Origin of the sequence: Aestuariivirga sp. (assembly GCF_020252395.1) — a bacterium.
Classification (GTDB): domain Bacteria; phylum Pseudomonadota; class Alphaproteobacteria; order Rhizobiales; family Aestuariivirgaceae; genus Aestuariivirga.
Genome location: NZ_JADCDB010000018.1, coordinates 18,980 through 34,424 on the forward strand (window position 1 = coordinate 18,980; position 15,445 = coordinate 34,424).

Sequence of the window (15,445 nt, forward strand, 5' to 3'; positions counted from 1 at the left end):
TCGCTGGCATGACGATGCATAGTATTGTTCGACGATCTTCACCTACAGGAGAAGGCGATGCCCGCTTTCCGCACGCTCGATGACGTCAATCTCTCGGCCAAGCGCGTTCTCTGCCGGGTCGATCTCAACGTTCCCATCGCGGATGGGAAGGTGACGGATGCCACGCGCATCGAGCGCGTGGCGCCCACCCTGCGCGAAATCATGAACAAGGGTGGCGCCCTCATTGTGCTCGCCCACTTCGACCGGCCCAAGGGCAAGGTGGTGCCCGAAATGTCGCTCCGCCCCGTCGCGGCGGAACTCGAGAAGCACCTTGGGAAACCGGTGAAGTTCGTCTTCACCGACTGGCAGTCGGCCCCCGCCATCGTCGTCAAGCCCGGCGAATGCGTGCTGATGGAAAACACCCGCTACCATGCGGGCGAGGAGAAGAACGACGAAGGCTTCTCCAGAATGCTCGCCTCGCTGGGCGACATCTACGTGAACGACGCCTTCTCGGCCGCGCACCGCGCGCATTCCTCCACCGAGGGCATCGCGCATCTCCTGCCCGCCTATGCCGGCCGCGCCATGGAGGCCGAACTCAAGGCCCTGCAGCTGGCGCTCGAAACGCCGAAGCGGCCGGTCATCGCCATCGTCGGCGGCGCGAAAGTCTCGACCAAGCTCGACCTCCTCGGCAATCTGGTGAAGAAGGTCGACGCGCTGGCGATTGGCGGCGCCATGGCCAACACCTTCCTGCTGGCCTTGGGCCATAGTGTCGGCAAGTCGCTCGCCGAGCATGACCTGGTCGAGACCGCGCGCCACATCCTGCAGGCGGCGGAGGACGCCAGGTGCGCCATCATGCTTCCCGTGGACGGCATTGTGGCAAAGGAGTTCAAGGCCGGCGCCGCCTCGCATGACTATGGCGTCGATGCCATCCCGGCGGACGGCATGATCCTCGACGTCGGCCCGATGTCGGTCGGCCGCATCAATGCGGCGATCGACGATGCGCATACGCTGGTCTGGAACGGCCCGCTCGGCGCCTTCGAGGTGGAGCCCTTCGACCGCGCCACCGTCGCCGCAGCGAAGCATGCCGCGATGCGCACCAAGGCCGGCAAGCTCGTCTCGGTGGCAGGCGGCGGCGACACAGTGGCCGCGCTGAACCATGCGGGTGCTGCGCAGGACTTCACCTACATTTCCACCGCCGGCGGCGCCTTCCTCGAATGGCTCGAGGGCAAGCCGCTGCCGGGCGTCAAGGCGCTGGAACTCAGGTGAGCTTACCCACGTGAACCCACCGCGCCTCTTCCTCGTGGCGCCCGGCGGCGTCGCCGCGACGCAGATCATCGCCTGCCTCAAGGCCGCCTGCCAGGCGGGCGACGTGGCGAGCCTGCTCGTCTCCGCCGCCCTTGCGAAGGAGGTGACGAAGCCCGCGCAGGACCTGGGCGTCGCCGTCATGGTCTCGGGCGAGGCCCGCGATGCGGCCCGCGCCGGGGCCGATGGCATCCAGGTCGAGGCCGGCGCGGAGGCCGTTGCCGCCGCGCGCGAACAGCTGGGCAAGGACCGTTTCGTCGGCGCCTATGCCGGGGCCTCGCGCCATTTCGCCATGGAAGCCGCCGAAGCGGGCGCGGACTACATCGCCTTCGACCAGACCGGCGCTTCCGCCGGCGGCGAGCCCATCATCCGCTGGTGGTCGGACATGATGGAAATCCCCTGCGTCGCCTTTACGCCCGTGGAGCCTGCCGGTCTCGACATATTACTGCCGCAGAAGCCGGACTTCATCCGCCCGTCCGGCGCGATGTGGCAGGGGGCGGATGACGCCCGCCGCATCGTCTCGGCGCTGATGCAACGTCTCGGATAAGCATGAAACGCACGGCCGCTGCCCTCGCCCTGCTGCTGCTGGCCACACCGGCCGGAGCCGCCACCATCGCCGATGTGCAGAAGGCCTATGACGCGGGTGATTTCGCCACGGCACTTGCCGGCGTGCAGCCCCTCGCCCAGGCGGGCGACGTGGTGGCGATGCGTTTGCTCGGCCTCATGTATCGTCAGGGCCAGGGCCTCACCCAGGACACCGACGCCGCCATCGGCTGGCTTACCCGTGCCGCCAACAAGGATGACGCCCAGGCGCAATATGCCCTCGGCATGATCTGGCTCGACCCCAAGGACGCGCGCTTCGACTTCACCAAAGGCCAGGCGATGCTGCGCCAGGCGGCTGATGCGGGAATAGCCGATGCGCAGTTCAACATGGGCCTCATCGCCTCCGGCGCTTTCGACAATCCGCCCGACTTCGCCACCGCCGCCAGCTGGTTCCAGAAGGCGGCCGGACAGGGCCAGGCCGCCGCGCAATACAATCTGGGGGTCCTCTATCTGGAGGGCCAGGGTGTCGCCAAGGATGCGGTGAAGGCCGCTGCCCTCATCGGCGAGGCCGCCGGCAAGGGCAATCCCGACGCCATGCTCGACTATGGCGTGCTCGTGTTCCGCGGCGAAGGCGTGCGGCAGGACGAGAAGATCGGCGCGCAGTGGCTGGTCCTTTCGGCAAAGCGCGGCAACCCCATCGCCCAGAACCGCGCCGCCCGGCTCTACCTCTATGGCAAGGGCGTGGCGCAGGACCCGGTCGAGGCGATGAAGTGGAACATCCTCGCCAGCAAGGCCGGCCGCGCCGATGCGGAACTCGATTCGCTGCTCGCCAAGCTGACGGACGCCCAGAAGCAGGAGGCCCAGGCCAGGGCCGATGCCTTCACGCCGGTGGCGGCAAAGTAGCTCCGCCCCGGCGCCGCCCGCGGCCCCTTCCCTCATCCCGTCACCCCGAACATCCAGGACGCTGCACGGGCCGGGGCCCAGCTCCGGGCGCACGAAGCAGGCTCCGGCCCTTGCCGGAAGACGGACCCTCAAGGCCCGGAACAAACAGATTCACAATGTCAATCAGCAGCAAGCACTTTCATCGTGTCATTTAGCACATCTAGGAATTAAAGTCAAGGACTATTTTCCGAAATCTGTTTCGTTCCGGCCCCATTCCATCGATCGCCCCGGCGAAAGCCGGCGTCCGGATTCAGGCGTCAAGAACGTTCCTTCCTGCGACTCCTCACACGTCCTTCGCCATGTCGCGGAGCTTGAACTTCTGGATTTTCCCCGTCGAGGTCTTCGGCAGTTCGGTGAACACCACGTGCTTCGGCGCCTTGAAATGCGCCAGGCCCTCGCGGCACCACGCGATGATCTCTTCCGGAGTGGCCAGCTTGCCCGGCCGCAGTTCCACGAAGGCGCAGGGCGTCTCGCCCCATTTTTCGTCGGGCCTGGCCACCACCGCGGCGGCCTGGATCGCCGGATGCTTGTAGAGCACGTCCTCCACCTCGATGGACGAGATGTTCTCGCCGCCGGAGATGATGATATCCTTGGACCGGTCCTTGAGCTGGATATAGCCGTCGGGGTGCAGAACGCCCAAGTCCCCCGAATGGAACCAGCCGCCGCGGAAGGCCTCGGCGCCCGCCTTGGGGTTCTTCAGGTAACCCTTCATCACGATATTGCCGCGGAACATCACCTCGCCCATGGTCAAGCCGTCAGCCGGCACGCGCTGCATCGTTTCGGGGTCCATCACGGTCAGGTCCTCGAGCGCGTGGTAGCGCACGCCCTGCCGCGCCTTCTTCTGGGCGCGCTTGGGCCCGTCGAGCAGGTCCCAATCCTCCTTCCAGTCATTGACCACGGCCGGTCCATAGGTTTCGGTGAGTCCATAGAGGTGTGTGACATTGAAGCCCTGCTCCGACATGGCGGCCAGCACCGCCTCGGGCGGCGGCGCTGCGGCGGTGAAGAACTCCACCTTCCGCGCCAGCGGCTTCTTTTCCTCCGCCGGCGCATTGAGGATGGTCGACATCACGATGGGCGCGCCGCAGAGATGGGTCACCTTGTGCTCCGCCAGCGCCTCCCAGATCAGCCTGGAGCGCACCCACCTGAGCGTCACATGAGTGCCGCCGACAACGGACAGCGACCACGGGAAGCACCAGCCATTGCAGTGGAACATCGGCAGCGTCCACAGATAGACAGGATGCTTCGGCATGGAGGCCGTCAGCACATTGCCCTGCGCCAGCAGATAGGCCCCGCGGTGGTGATAGACCACGCCCTTGGGATTGCCGGTGGTGCCCGAGGTGTAGTTGAGCGAGATCGCCTCCCACTCGTCCGCCGGCCACAGCCAGTCGAAACCGGCATCCCCGCTCGCCAAGAACTGCTCGTAGTCGATCGAGCCCACGCGCTCGCCGTCGACGGCGAATTCGGGGTCCATATAATCGATGACGATGGGGTGGTGGCCCGGCATCAGCGCGAGGGCATCCTTCGCGAGCCTGGAGAATTCCTTGTCGACGATCAGGATCTTCGCCTCGGCATGTCCGAGCGAGAATGCAATCGTGGCGGCATCGAGCCTCGTGTTCAGCGTGTTGAGAACCGCCCCGGTCATCGGCACGCCGTAATGGCACTCGAGCATCGCGGGCGTGTTGGCGAGCAGCACCGAGACCGTCTCGCCCTTCCTGATCCCCGCCTTGGCCAGCGACGAGGCCAATTGCCGGCAGCGCGCATAAAACTGCGCATAGGTCGTGCGCTGCCGCCCATGGATGATCGCCGCCTGCTCCGGATAGACCGCCGCCGAGCGCGCCAGGAAGGTCAGCGGCGTCAGCGGCTGATAATTGGCGGGGTTCTTGTCGAGGTCGGTCTCATAGGCGGACATCCGGGCACCTTTCGTTTCAGACTCGAAGGTTCTAGCCCACTCCATTCCACCGTCAAAGCGAAGCCGGATTTTCGGCGAAAGCCATGGACGCGACCAATTGCTGACTCGATTCCGGACACCCGGCAGCCGATAAAGACGCTAGATTCCGTCCGAGGGAGGGAGCCAGAATGAGCCGCTATCACGAGACCTATGCCGCATGGAAACAGGACCCCGCCGGCTTCTGGGCAGAGGCCGCGAAGGGCATCGACTGGGAGACGCCATGGACGGATGTCTATGCGAAGGTCGAGGGCCTCGACCGCTGGTTCGTGGGGGCCGAGCTCAACACCTGCTGGAACGCGGTGGACCGCCACGTGAAGGCGGGCCACGGCGGGCGCCTCGCCGTCATCTATGACAGCCCGGTCACCGGCGCCAAGGCGCAGTACACCTACAACCAGCTCCTCGACGAGGTGGCGACACTGGCCGCAGCGCTGGAGGACCTGGGCGTCCGCAAGGGCGACCGCGTCATCCTTTACATGCCGATGATCCCGCAGGCGCTCTTCGCCATGCTGGCCTGCGCCAGGCTCGGCGCCGTCCACTCCGTGGTGTTCGGCGGCTTCGCGCCCCCCGAACTCGCCACCCGCATCAACGACGCCAAGCCCAGGGCGATCATGACCGCCTCCTGCGGCATCGAGCCCAACCGCGTCATTCCTTACAAGCCCCTCCTCGACCAGGCGCTGGACATCGCGGCCCACAAGGTCGAGGCGTGCGTCGTCTTCCAGCGCGGGCAGGTGGCAGCCGAACTCAAGACCGGCCGCGACCATGACTGGGACGGCATCTGCCGTGTGGCGCGGGGCTTCGGCCGCAAGGCCGGCTGCGTGCCCGTCAAGGCCACCGACCCGCTCTATATCCTCTATACTTCCGGCACCACCGGCCAGCCCAAGGGTGTGGTGCGCGATAATGGCGGCCACGCGGTGGCGATGAAATGGTCGATGGACAATATCTACAACATCAAGCCGGGTGAGGTGTTCTGGGCCGCGTCCGATGTGGGCTGGGTCGTGGGCCACAGCTATATCGTTTATGCGCCGCTCATCCAGGGCGCTGCCACCATCGTGTTCGAAGGCAAGCCCGTGGGCACGCCCGATGCCGGCGCCTTCTGGCGGGTGATCGCCGAATACCGCGTCTCCGCATTATTCACCGCCCCCACTGCCTTCCGCGCCATCCGCAAGGAAGACCCGGAGGGCCATTTCATCCGCAAGTACGATCTGACGGCCTTCAGGACTTTATTCCTCGCCGGCGAACGCGCCGATCCGGAGACGGTGAAGTGGGCGGAGGAGATGCTGAAGGTTCCCGTCATCGACCATTGGTGGCAGACGGAAACCGGCTGGACTATCGCCGGCAATCCGGTGGGGCTGGGCATGCTGCCAGTGAAGCACGGCTCGCCCAGCGTGGCCATGCCCGGCTATGACATCCGGGTGCTGGACGAAGGCGGCCACGAAGTGCCGCGCGGCAAGCTCGGCGCCATCTGCGTGAAGCTGCCGCTGCCGCCTTCTTGCCTGCCCACGCTGTGGAACAACGACGGGCGCTTCAGGAAAAGTTACCTCTCGCACTTCCCCGGCTATTACGAGACGGCGGATGCGGGCTACATGGATGAGGACGGCTATCTCTACATCATGGCCCGCACCGACGACATCATCAACGTCGCCGGGCACCGCCTGTCGACCGGCGGCATGGAGGAAGTGCTGGCGGGCCACCCCAACGTCGCCGAAACCGCGGTGATCGGCATCGCCGACCCGCTGAAAGGCCAGGTGCCGGTGGGCTTCGTCGTCCTGAAGTCGGGTGTTGCGCGCCCGGCCGCCGAGATCGAGGCCGAATGCGTGACGCGCATCCGCGACAAGATCGGCGCGGTGGCGGCCTTGAAGACCGTGGTGGTCGTGCCGCGCCTGCCCAAGACGCGGTCGGGAAAGATCCTGCGCGCCACCATGCGCAAGATCGCCGGCAGGGAAGAGTTCAAGACGCCGGCGACCATCGACGATCCGGCGATCCTCGACGAAATCCGCGCCGCGCTGGCGAGCAAGGGGATCGGGGTCTGAAACACGTCTTCTCCCGCGCGCGGGAGAAGACATTGCGTGGCCTCACTCCGCCACCACCGCCTTGTAGAGGTGCCAGGTGGCGTGCCCCAGCACCGGCAGCACGACGAGCAAGCCCAGGAACACCGGCACGAAGGCCGCGAAGGTGAGCGCCACCACCAGGATGCCGAAGCCGATCATCGGCGCCGGGTTCTGCAGCACCGCCTTGAAGCTGTAGATGATGCCGGTGACGAGGTCGATCTCGCGGTCGAGCAGCAGCGGGATGCCGACGACCGTGGTGCAGAACAGGACGAAGGAGATGAAGGCGCCGACGCCCGTACCGACCAAAAGGAAGCCGATCCCCTCCGGCGTGGTGGTGACGATATTGAAGAACGCCTCGATCGACGAGAAGCTCTTGAAGCCGAGGAAGACCGCCAGCAGCATCCTCACTTCGTAAAGCCACATCCAGAAGATGAACAGCACGGCGAAGGCCATCCACGCCACCTGCCGCTTTCTCTGGGCGAGGATGACCATGAGAATTTGGCCGAAGTTCAAAGGCTCGCCCGCGGCGATGCGGCGGCTCGTTTCGTAAAGCCCCACCGCCACGAAAGGCCCGATCAGGGGAAAGCCCACGGCGATGGGGATGATCCACCACGGTTCGTGATAGACTTTCAGCAACAGAAAGATGGCGATGCCGCCCGCGGCATAAATGCCGCCGAAGAACAGCCCGATCAGCGGCGCGCGCAGGAAGTCCCGCCAGCCCGCAATCAGCGCGGCCTTCACATCCGCGACGGAGATGGTGTTGATCTTCACCGCCGGCGGCCGGGGCGTGAAGACGACGGTTTCTTCGCTCGAGCTCGTCATGGGTCCTCCGGGAGTGTATTCCGGTTGCGCAGCCAGAATGCCGTGTGGCGGGCCGCGCCGCAATCGGCTAGGGATGCAGCGCAACAAAAGACAATGACTCGATGACGGATTCTTCCCTGGTCCGGGCCCGCTGGGCCATTGCGGCCTCTTTCGTGGTGATGGGCCTGGTCATTGGCGCGTGGGTGCCGCACGTGCCGCTGGTGAAGGAGCGCCTGGGCGTGGGGCCCGGCGTCTTCGGCTTGGCACTCCTCTCGATCGCCGGCGGCGCGGTTCTCGCCATGCCGCTGACGGGCGTGCTGGTCGGGCGCCATGGCAGCTGCCGCATGACGGTGATGACCGGCCTGTTCTTCACCCTGGCCTTTCTGCTGCCTACCGCCGCGCCCACCCTCGCCACCTTCGTGCTGGGCGGCATGCTGATGGGCATGGGCATCGGCAGCATGGACGTGTCGATGAACGCCCATGCCATCGCCATCGAAAAGCGCCGGCGCCGGCCTGTCATCTCCATGCTGCATGGCATTTACAGCCTCGGCTGCCTCGCCGGCGCGGTGGTGGGCGGCATGCTGATCGAATGGCTGGGGCCCGGCCCGCAGGCCCTCATCACCAGCGCTGTGTGCCTGTGCCTGCTCCTTGGCGCGGCCCGCTTCCTGCTGCCGGGCAGCGTGGACAAGGGCCAGTCCGGCACCCATTTCGCATGGCCCACCCGGGCCACCATCGGCCTCGGCCTGCTCTGCTACCTGGCGCTGATGATCGAAGGCTCGGTCATCGACTGGGCCGCCATCCTGATGCGCGAGAAATTCGCGGTCGACGCCGGCATCGCGGCGCTGTGCTTTGCCACCTATCAGGGCGGCATGGCGGTGGCGCGCCTGACGGGCGACTGGATCAGGCTGAAGGCCGGCGCCGTGCCCATGGTTTTCGTCAGCGCGCTCCTCACCGCACTCGGCACGGCGCTTGGCCTCATCGCCCACACGCCCGAACTGGCGATCGCCGCTTTCACGCTCGCGGGGCTGGGTGTGGGCAACATCGCGCCCGTCATGTTCGCCGGCGGCGGAAGGTTGGAACCCACAGCACCCAGCCGCGGCATCGCGGCGGTGACGACGCTTGGCTACACCGGATTTCTGTCAGGCCCGCCGCTCATCGGCTTTGCAGCACAAGTGACGGGCCTCAACATCGCCCTCTTCCTCACCGTGCTCGCAGCGCTTATCATCGCTGTCTTCGCGCGCGCCGTGAAGGCAGCTGACACCTATTGACGGGAGGAACGGCCATGGCATTCGACGGCAAGCGGGTGATCGTCACGGGCGCGGGACGGGGGCTGGGTGCGGCACTGGCGCTGGTGCTGGCGGACAAGGGCGCTGAACTGCTGCTCACGGGCCGCAGCCGCGAGAACCTCACCGCCATTGCCGAGGCGATCAAGAACCGCACCGGCCGCAAGCCCGATGTCAAGCTCCTCGACATGGCGGATGCATCGGAAGTGACCCTCTTCGCCAAGGGCCTGCGCGACGAGGGACGGCCCGTCGACATTCTCATCAACAATGCCGCGCAATGGCTGCCCGGCCGCATGACCGACCATGATGCGCTCGCCATCAGCCAGACCATCGCGGCCAATGTCACCGGCACCATGCTGCTGACGCGCGGCCTCGTGCCGCTGCTCGAAAAGTCGGGTGCGGGCGACATCATGACCGTCGTGTCGATCTCGGGTCTGCCCAACACCAGGCTTCAGTCGGCCTCCGTCGCCTATGCCGCCTCGAAACATGCGCAGGCAGCGATCAGCGACGGCTTGCGGCAGGAACTGAAGGGCCGCCCGGTACGCGTGCAGGCGGTCTTCCCGCCTTATATCGAGGACCTGTCGCCGCTCGACCCCGTCTGGGACAGGCCGCGCGAGGCCTCCTCCGCCGTCACCAACCGCGACATCGTCGAGACCATCCTCTTCGCGTTGGAGCGCCCTCGCCACGTGACGCTCGCCTCCATCATCATCGATCCCGATACCGGCGGCCTCGCCTGAGCCGCCAACAGGAGTAGACATCTTGAAATTGAAGAAGCGCATCGCCATCGTCACCGGAGCCGCGCGCGGCATCGGCCTTGCCATCGCCGAGCGGCTGGCGAAGGACGGCGCCACCGTGGTGCTGGCCGACGTGCTCGACGCGCAAGGCAAGGCCGCGGCGAAGCGGCTGGGTGCGGCCTACAAGCATTGCGACGTGTCGAAGTCAGCAGAGGTGAAGGCCCTCGCCGCCTTCACTGTCAGGAAGTTCGGCGCCATCGACATTCTCGTCAACAATGCCGCCATCTCCGCAAACACTGATTTCCTGGAGGTGACGGAAGCCGAGTTCGACCGCGTCATCGGCATCAACCTCAAGGGTTCCTTCCTCATGCTGCAGGCCTGCGCGCGGCAGATGCTGCGCCAGCTCGAGGCCGGCCGCAAGCCCGGCGCCATCGTCAACATGTCCTCCGTCAACGATACGCTGGCCATTCCCGGCATCGTCACCTACTGCATGTCGAAGGGCGGCATCTCGCAGCTGACGCGCGCCACCTCCATCGCGCTGGCGCCGCATGGCATCCGCGTCAACGCCATCGGCCCCGGCACCATCGACACCGACATGGCGCGCGGCGTGCTTGCGGACGAAGCAGCCTTCAACCGCGCCATGTCGCGCACGCCCCTGGGCCGCGCGGGGATGCCGTCGGAGGTCGCCGCCATCGCTGCCTTCCTCGTGTCGGATGATGCGAGCTACATCACCGGCGAGACGATCTATGCCGACGGCGGCCGCATGCCCCTGAACTACACCGTGCCCGTCAAGCCATGATCCGCGCCGGACGGATTGCCGGCCTGCCTTCGATCATCCGCATCCGCACCGCCGTCGCGGAGAACCACCTTTCGGTGGAACAGATGGCGGAGAGAGGCATCACGCAGGATTCGATCGCCGCGGAGCTGCGCGGCGGCCACCTCGCCTGCTGGGTGGCGATGGAAGGAGACGCAATCGCCGGCTTCTCCCTGGCCGATCAGCCGGCGCAGATCACCTGGCCGGTGAGAGCGCCCTCGACGCTCTTGGCATAGGCGAGGCCCACGCGCGCGTTGGATACGGATTCATGGCCGGGGAAGAAGCCGTCGTACTTGGCGGCGGAGTCCTCCAGCAGGCCGGGGCTCACCGCATTGATGCGAAGCCCGCGCGGCATCTCGATCGCCGCACCCTTGACGAAAGCGCCGATGGCGCCGTTGACGGCGGCGGCATTGGCGCCCTGGCGCACCGGGTCACGGTCGAGGATGCCGCTGGTCAGCGTGAAGGAGCCGTTGTCGTTCACGTTGTCGAGCCCAAGGAGAACGATATTCACCTGGCCCATCAGCTTGTCGTCGAGGCCTTTCCGGAACTGCTCGGGCGTCATCGTCGCGACGGGGCCGAAATGCACGTGGCCCATGGCGGTGACGATGGCGTCCACCTTGCCGAGCTTCGCATACATGGCCTTCACCGACTCCTCGCGCATTGCGTCGACGGCGAAATCGCCGGAGGAGCGGCCGGCGCGGATGATCTCGTGGCGGCGGCCCAGTTCAGCTGCCGCTGCCTTGCCCACCGTGCCGGACGCACCGACGATCAGAATGCGCATGGTTTTACGCCTCGTCCTGCTGGCCGCGCTTCAGAGGCTTCAGCTTGGCGAAGACCGAGTCGGCGTCATATTCGGGTTCCGCCTCGCGCGGCTTCGGTTCGGAGGGCGCGAAGGTTGGCTCGTCCCCGGCATGGGCCGCGGCATGGGCGGCCGTGCCTTCCACTTCCGCCGCCGGGATCAGTGTGCGCGCCGGCGCCGATTCGTTCGCCGGCTTCCCGGCCTTGCGCGCCGCCTTCTGCACCGCGAAATCGAGGTCGAGCTGCGAGCAGATGCCGAGCGACACGGGATCGACCGGCTTGATGTTGGCGGCATTCCAGTGCGTGCGCTCGCGTATGGAGGCAATGGTCGACTTCGTCGTGCCCACCAGTTTCATAACCGCCGAGTCCGGCAGCTCCGGGTGGTAGCGCAGCAGCCAGGCGATGGCGTCCGGCCGGTCGCCGCGGCGCGACACCGGCGTGTAGCGCGGACCCGAGGTCGACTTCTGCACCTGAATGTTGACCTTGGATTCGAGGATCTTGAGGCGGTATTCCGGGTCCTTCTCGCCCTTCTCGATTTCCTCGCGCGTCAGCTGGCCGCCGGTGACCGGGTCCATGCCCTTGATGCCGGCCGCCACGTCGCCGTCGGCGATGCCCTTCACCTCAAGCTCATGCAGGTGGCAGAAATCGGCGATCTGGCGGAAGGTGAGCCCGGTGTTCTCGACCAGCCACACGGCGGTGGCCTTGGGCATCAGCGGTGTGCGGGACATTGGTTTTCACTCCTTGAGAACCGGTGTTTCAGGTTCCCTGTCTTTGCGACAGCATGTTGGGGATGAGACAGATATAGAGGGGGCCGTGCCCGGGCGCAATCGGGTTTTTCCGCCCCCTCGGAAGCGCCCCGGCGCTGGATCGAGGCTGAACCCGAAACCCTACCCGTTCACCAGCACGATCTTGCCGATGTGCCCGCTCGATTCCATCAGCGCATGCGCCGCCGCAGCCTCCTTCAGCGGGAAGGTGCGGAAGATGATGGGCTTGAGCCGCTCCGCCCCGAACAGCGGCCAAACCTGGCGTTCCAGGGCCCGGGCGATCCCGGCCTTTTCGGAAACGCTGCGGGCGCGCAGGGTGGAGCCGGTGAAGGTCAGCCGCTTCAGCATCAGCGGCATCCAGTCGACATCGGCGCGCGAGCCCTTTTGGAAGGCGATCATCACGATCCGGCCATGCATGGCCGCGGCCTTGAGGTTCCGGGCGATGTAGTCGCCGCCCACCATGTCGAGGATCACGTCGGGCTTGATGCCCTTTTCCGCCAGCACGGCGGCGAAATCCTCGCCGCGGTAATTGATGGCAAGGTCGGCGCCCAGATCGCGGCACGCCTGGCACTTCTCCTCCGAGCCCGCGGTGACCGCCACGGCGGCGCCGAAGGCTTTGCCCAGCATGATGGCGGTGGTGCCGATGCCGCTCGATCCGCCATGCACCAGCAGCGTCTCGCCCTCCTTCAGCCGCCCGCGATCGAAGACATTGGTCCACACGGTGAAAAAGGTTTCGGGGATGGCCGCCGCCTCGGTGAAGCTGAGGCCCGGCGGCACGGGCAGCGCATTGTCCTCATGCACCACGGCATATTCGGCATAGCCGCCGCCGGGCACCAGCGCGCAGACGCGGTCCCCCGTCTCGTAGCGCTTCACGCCGCCGCCCAGCGCCACTACCTCCCCGGCGATTTCGAGCCCTGGCGTTTCCGGCGCGCCCGGCGGCGGCGGATAGCCGCCCTGGCGCTGCAGCACGTCCGGCCGGTTGACGCCCGCCGCCATGACACGGACGAGAATCTCGCCGGGCTTCGGAACCGGCACGGGAAGGGTCACCGGCGCCAGCACCTCGGGCCCACCGTGGGTGGTGATGGCAATGGCGGTCATATCTTTCATGGGGATAGGTCCTTTCAGGCACGTGTCGATCGCAGTTTGGGTTGAACCCCATGGCCCCGCAATGACAAAATGGCCCCCTGTCCGGTTGAAGGAGTGCCGCCCATGAGTTTCGAAGACCCGCCGAAGAAGCCCTCCGGCGCCATGCTGGGAGAGAACCTCGACCTCCTGTCGGTGGCCGAACTGGAACAGCGCGTGCGTGACCTCGAGTCGGAAATACAAAGGGTGAGGGCGGCGATCACGTCGAAACAGGCCTCGAAAAACACCGCGGACGCTTTTTTTCGCACTTAATCCTCCCGATTTGGCACAATCCGGCGCCTCAGGTTGCGCGTGTTAAGGTTTGGGTAAGGAATTAACTATATGACCAGTCTTGTAATCCTTGACCGGATTGCTCTGAGTGGTTCTTCACCACTCTGTTTGACGCCTCCCTGTTTGAAACTCTCAAGCCGCGCGCCTTTTGCGCGGCTTTTTTTGGGTCGCGCTCTGGCATCGCTCTTGCTTGACACTTGCCGGGGTGGCGCTCGATCATTGACCTCGGGTGTAACCCGGTTCATGATCCGGCGAAGCTCCGTATCGTGACAAACGTGAGCCCCGAGGAATGCCCCAGATGCCGCCGTCCAAAGCCTCCCCCGTCACCGTCGATTTCATGTCGCGCTTCACGGCGTCGGAGCAGTTCGACAAAGTGTTCCGGGAGGGCATGAGTCTGGTCGAGGAAACCGCCAATTACCTCGATGGCCCCGGCCGCCAGGATGCCCGCCTGCTCGACCGCCATGGCGCCGTCGCCTACGCCACCGAAAGCATGCGGCTGACGACCAGACTGATGCAGCTCGCTTCGTGGCTTCTCCTGCAGCGCGCCATCGGCGCGGGCGAAATGAGCCAGGACGACGTGAAGAAGGAGCGCCACCGCATCTCGCTCGCCGACATCGGGCGCGGCAAGCCGCTGAACGGATCGGAGCAGCTGCCCGCCGCCTTGCAGGACATCATCGAACGTTCGCTGTCGCTGCACCAGCGCGTGCTGAAATTCGACGCCATGCTCAACATGCAGGCCAAAGCCGAAATCGCAGCCCCCGCACCGAGCCCCGTGTCGAACCAGCTCGACCGGCTGGCCGCGGAGTTTGGCGTCCGCAGCTGAATTTTTTTCCACCCGTTACGGCCTCCGCGCCGAGAGCATCATGCGAGCAAGTGGAATGGCTTGCGAAGCGCCGCGGCCTCACGGCGCATCGCCGCGTTTGCCTCGCCCGCGCGGCTATGGTCTAGTGCCGCTTCAACCGTGATCTGGCGACGAGGCAGACCGTGACGATGCGATTTCCAATGAAGACCCTGGCCGCGGCGCTGCTGCTGCTCGCCCTTCCCGCGGCGGCTCATGCGGGCGGCATCGAAGACTGCCGCAGCAAGGAGCAGATCTCCAACGAAACCCGCCTCAAGGCCTGCAGCGCCGTGATCGATGGCAAGCAGGCGAGCACGGCCGACACCGCCTATGCCTATTACAAGCGGGCAATGACCGCCTCGGCCAATCCCAATGCGGACCAAGCCATGATCATGGCGGACGTTTCCAAGGCCATCGAACTCGACCCGAAACTGATGGAGGCCTATGCCTTCCGGGCGCTCGGCTACAATCGCGCCATGCAGTATGACAAGGCCATCGCCGACCTGACCACGGCCATCGGGATCGCACCGGACCGCTGGGGCCTCTACTTGCTCCGCGCCATGGTGGAGGCCCAGAAGAACGATACCAAGGCCGCCATTGCCGATCTTGAGGCCGCCCTCGCGCGCAACCCGCCGGCCAGCAGCGCGGAGTCGATCCGCCTGAGGCTCGCCAAACTGAAACAGGGTGCCGCTAAGTAAGCCTTTTCCGCTCGCACATGCAAAGCCCGGCCGCTGGGGCCGGGCTTTGCAAGGTCCGTCCGGAGACGGCGATTACTTGTTCAGGAACGAGAATTTCTGGTTGAACTTCGAGACGCGGCCGCCGCGGTCAAGCAGGGTCTGCTGGCCGCCGGTCCAGGCCGGGTGGGACTTGGGGTCGATGTCGAGGTTCATCGTGTCGCCGGCCTTGCCCCAGGTGGTGCGGGTCTGAAAGCTGGTGCCGTCGGTCATGACCACGTTGATCATGTGATAATCGGGATGGATGCCTTGCTTCATGGCGGATACTCTCTCGATGGCGGGAAAAGCCCCGCGCAGTGCCGAATTCCGGGTTCGGCGGCGACTATACAGGAGATGCCGGGGGCAGGCAAGCCCGCCCGTCCCGCCTGTCGGTAGCACACGATATGACCGGTTTAAGTAGCACACGATCTGTCCGGTAGGCTGGCCCTTTTTTGGGGGTCAGCATGAGCCGGACGGAAGCCCGAAGGGTTGTGCGAATGATGAAGTTCATGAGCGTTTTTGGCC

17 protein-coding genes are annotated in these 15,445 nt (G+C 65.8%); 11 read left to right on the forward strand and 6 right to left on the reverse strand.

The window, feature by feature from the left end; all coding sequences use genetic code 11:
• The first annotated feature begins 57 nt into the window (after window positions 1–57).
• Genes IOC82_RS09390 through IOC82_RS09400 form a run of 3 tightly spaced genes read left to right on the forward strand, consistent with a single transcriptional unit; the run spans window position 58 to window position 2,727 of the window.
• A complete protein-coding gene (locus IOC82_RS09390) occupies window positions 58–1,245 on the forward strand; it encodes a phosphoglycerate kinase (protein WP_290545921.1) in 1,188 nt (395 codons plus the stop codon).
• A 10-nt stretch (window positions 1,246–1,255) separates the two neighbouring features.
• Window positions 1,256–1,828: a thiamine phosphate synthase gene (locus IOC82_RS09395; RefSeq protein ID WP_290545922.1), complete on the forward strand. Its 573-nt coding sequence runs from the start codon at window positions 1,256–1,258 to the stop codon at window positions 1,826–1,828.
• Between the two features lie 2 nt (window positions 1,829–1,830).
• Window positions 1,831–2,727 carry an SEL1-like repeat protein gene (locus tag IOC82_RS09400; protein ID WP_290545923.1) on the forward strand — a complete coding sequence of 299 codons (897 nt, stop codon included), beginning with the start codon at window positions 1,831–1,833 and terminating at the stop codon, window positions 2,725–2,727.
• A 322-nt stretch (window positions 2,728–3,049) separates the two neighbouring features.
• Here IOC82_RS09400 and IOC82_RS09405 read toward each other — a convergent pair whose 3' ends face one another.
• Entirely contained in the window at window positions 3,050–4,675 is a 1,626-nt protein-coding gene (locus IOC82_RS09405) for an acyl-CoA synthetase (RefSeq protein ID WP_290545924.1), read from the reverse strand.
• A 167-nt stretch (window positions 4,676–4,842) separates the two neighbouring features.
• Here IOC82_RS09405 and IOC82_RS09410 point away from each other — a divergent pair, with 167 nt between their 5' ends.
• Window positions 4,843–6,744 carry a propionyl-CoA synthetase gene (locus IOC82_RS09410; protein ID WP_290545925.1) on the forward strand — a complete coding sequence of 634 codons (1,902 nt, stop codon included), beginning with the start codon at window positions 4,843–4,845 and terminating at the stop codon, window positions 6,742–6,744.
• A gap of 42 nt (window positions 6,745–6,786) precedes the next feature.
• Here the strand turns inward: IOC82_RS09410 and IOC82_RS09415 are convergent, their stop codons facing one another.
• On the reverse strand, window positions 6,787–7,584 hold the full coding sequence (locus IOC82_RS09415; RefSeq protein ID WP_290545926.1) for a DUF2189 domain-containing protein: 798 nt from the start codon (window positions 7,582–7,584) through the stop codon (window positions 6,787–6,789).
• A gap of 101 nt (window positions 7,585–7,685) precedes the next feature.
• Between IOC82_RS09415 and IOC82_RS09420 the strand changes: the two genes are divergently transcribed.
• From IOC82_RS09420 to IOC82_RS09435, 4 genes are read left to right on the forward strand one after another with little or no spacing between them, the layout of a single operon-like run.
• Window positions 7,686–8,831, forward strand: a complete 1,146-nt coding sequence (locus IOC82_RS09420; RefSeq protein WP_290545927.1) for an MFS transporter — start codon at window positions 7,686–7,688, stop codon at window positions 8,829–8,831.
• 14 nt (window positions 8,832–8,845) lie between these two features.
• Window positions 8,846–9,583 carry an SDR family NAD(P)-dependent oxidoreductase gene (locus tag IOC82_RS09425; RefSeq protein ID WP_290545928.1) on the forward strand — a complete coding sequence of 246 codons (738 nt, stop codon included), beginning with the start codon at window positions 8,846–8,848 and terminating at the stop codon, window positions 9,581–9,583.
• 22 nt (window positions 9,584–9,605) lie between these two features.
• The gene (locus tag IOC82_RS09430; RefSeq protein ID WP_290545929.1) at window positions 9,606–10,379 is read left to right on the forward strand and encodes an SDR family NAD(P)-dependent oxidoreductase; all 774 of its coding nucleotides are present in this window, start codon (window positions 9,606–9,608) and stop codon (window positions 10,377–10,379) included.
• Window positions 10,376–10,630 carry a hypothetical protein gene (locus tag IOC82_RS09435; protein WP_290545930.1) on the forward strand — a complete coding sequence of 85 codons (255 nt, stop codon included), beginning with the start codon at window positions 10,376–10,378 and terminating at the stop codon, window positions 10,628–10,630. The genes IOC82_RS09430 and IOC82_RS09435 overlap by 4 nt, the downstream gene beginning before the upstream one ends.
• Here the strand turns inward: IOC82_RS09435 and IOC82_RS09440 are convergent.
• The 3 genes from IOC82_RS09440 to IOC82_RS09450 form a co-directional block, all read right to left on the reverse strand.
• On the reverse strand, window positions 10,576–11,175 hold the full coding sequence (locus IOC82_RS09440; protein ID WP_290545931.1) for a short chain dehydrogenase: 600 nt from the start codon (window positions 11,173–11,175) through the stop codon (window positions 10,576–10,578). The genes IOC82_RS09435 and IOC82_RS09440 overlap by 55 nt on opposite strands.
• Window positions 11,176–11,179: 4 nt before the next feature.
• Entirely contained in the window at window positions 11,180–11,920 is a 741-nt protein-coding gene (locus IOC82_RS09445; protein ID WP_290545932.1) for a cell cycle transcriptional regulator TrcR, read from the reverse strand.
• A gap of 159 nt (window positions 11,921–12,079) precedes the next feature.
• Window positions 12,080–13,063, reverse strand: a complete 984-nt coding sequence (locus tag IOC82_RS09450) for an NAD(P)H-quinone oxidoreductase (RefSeq protein WP_290545933.1) — start codon at window positions 13,061–13,063, stop codon at window positions 12,080–12,082.
• Between the two features lie 102 nt (window positions 13,064–13,165).
• Between IOC82_RS09450 and IOC82_RS09455 the strand changes: the two genes are divergently transcribed.
• The 3 genes from IOC82_RS09455 to IOC82_RS09465 all read left to right on the forward strand — a co-directional run bounded on the left by IOC82_RS09455 (window position 13,166) and on the right by IOC82_RS09465 (window position 14,905).
• The gene (locus IOC82_RS09455; protein WP_290545934.1) at window positions 13,166–13,351 is read left to right on the forward strand and encodes a DUF1192 domain-containing protein; all 186 of its coding nucleotides are present in this window, start codon (window positions 13,166–13,168) and stop codon (window positions 13,349–13,351) included.
• Window positions 13,352–13,667: 316 nt separating this feature from the next.
• Window positions 13,668–14,192 carry a DUF1465 family protein gene (locus IOC82_RS09460; RefSeq protein WP_290545935.1) on the forward strand — a complete coding sequence of 175 codons (525 nt, stop codon included), beginning with the start codon at window positions 13,668–13,670 and terminating at the stop codon, window positions 14,190–14,192.
• Between the two features lie 179 nt (window positions 14,193–14,371).
• Window positions 14,372–14,905, forward strand: coding sequence for a tetratricopeptide repeat protein (locus IOC82_RS09465; protein ID WP_290545936.1), 534 nt, complete (start codon window positions 14,372–14,374; stop codon window positions 14,903–14,905).
• Between the two features lie 72 nt (window positions 14,906–14,977).
• Here IOC82_RS09465 and rpmE read toward each other — a convergent pair whose 3' ends face one another.
• Window positions 14,978–15,199, reverse strand: a complete 222-nt coding sequence (gene rpmE, locus IOC82_RS09470; RefSeq protein ID WP_290545937.1) for a 50S ribosomal protein L31 — start codon at window positions 15,197–15,199, stop codon at window positions 14,978–14,980.
• Between the last annotated feature and the right edge of the window lie 246 nt (window positions 15,200–15,445).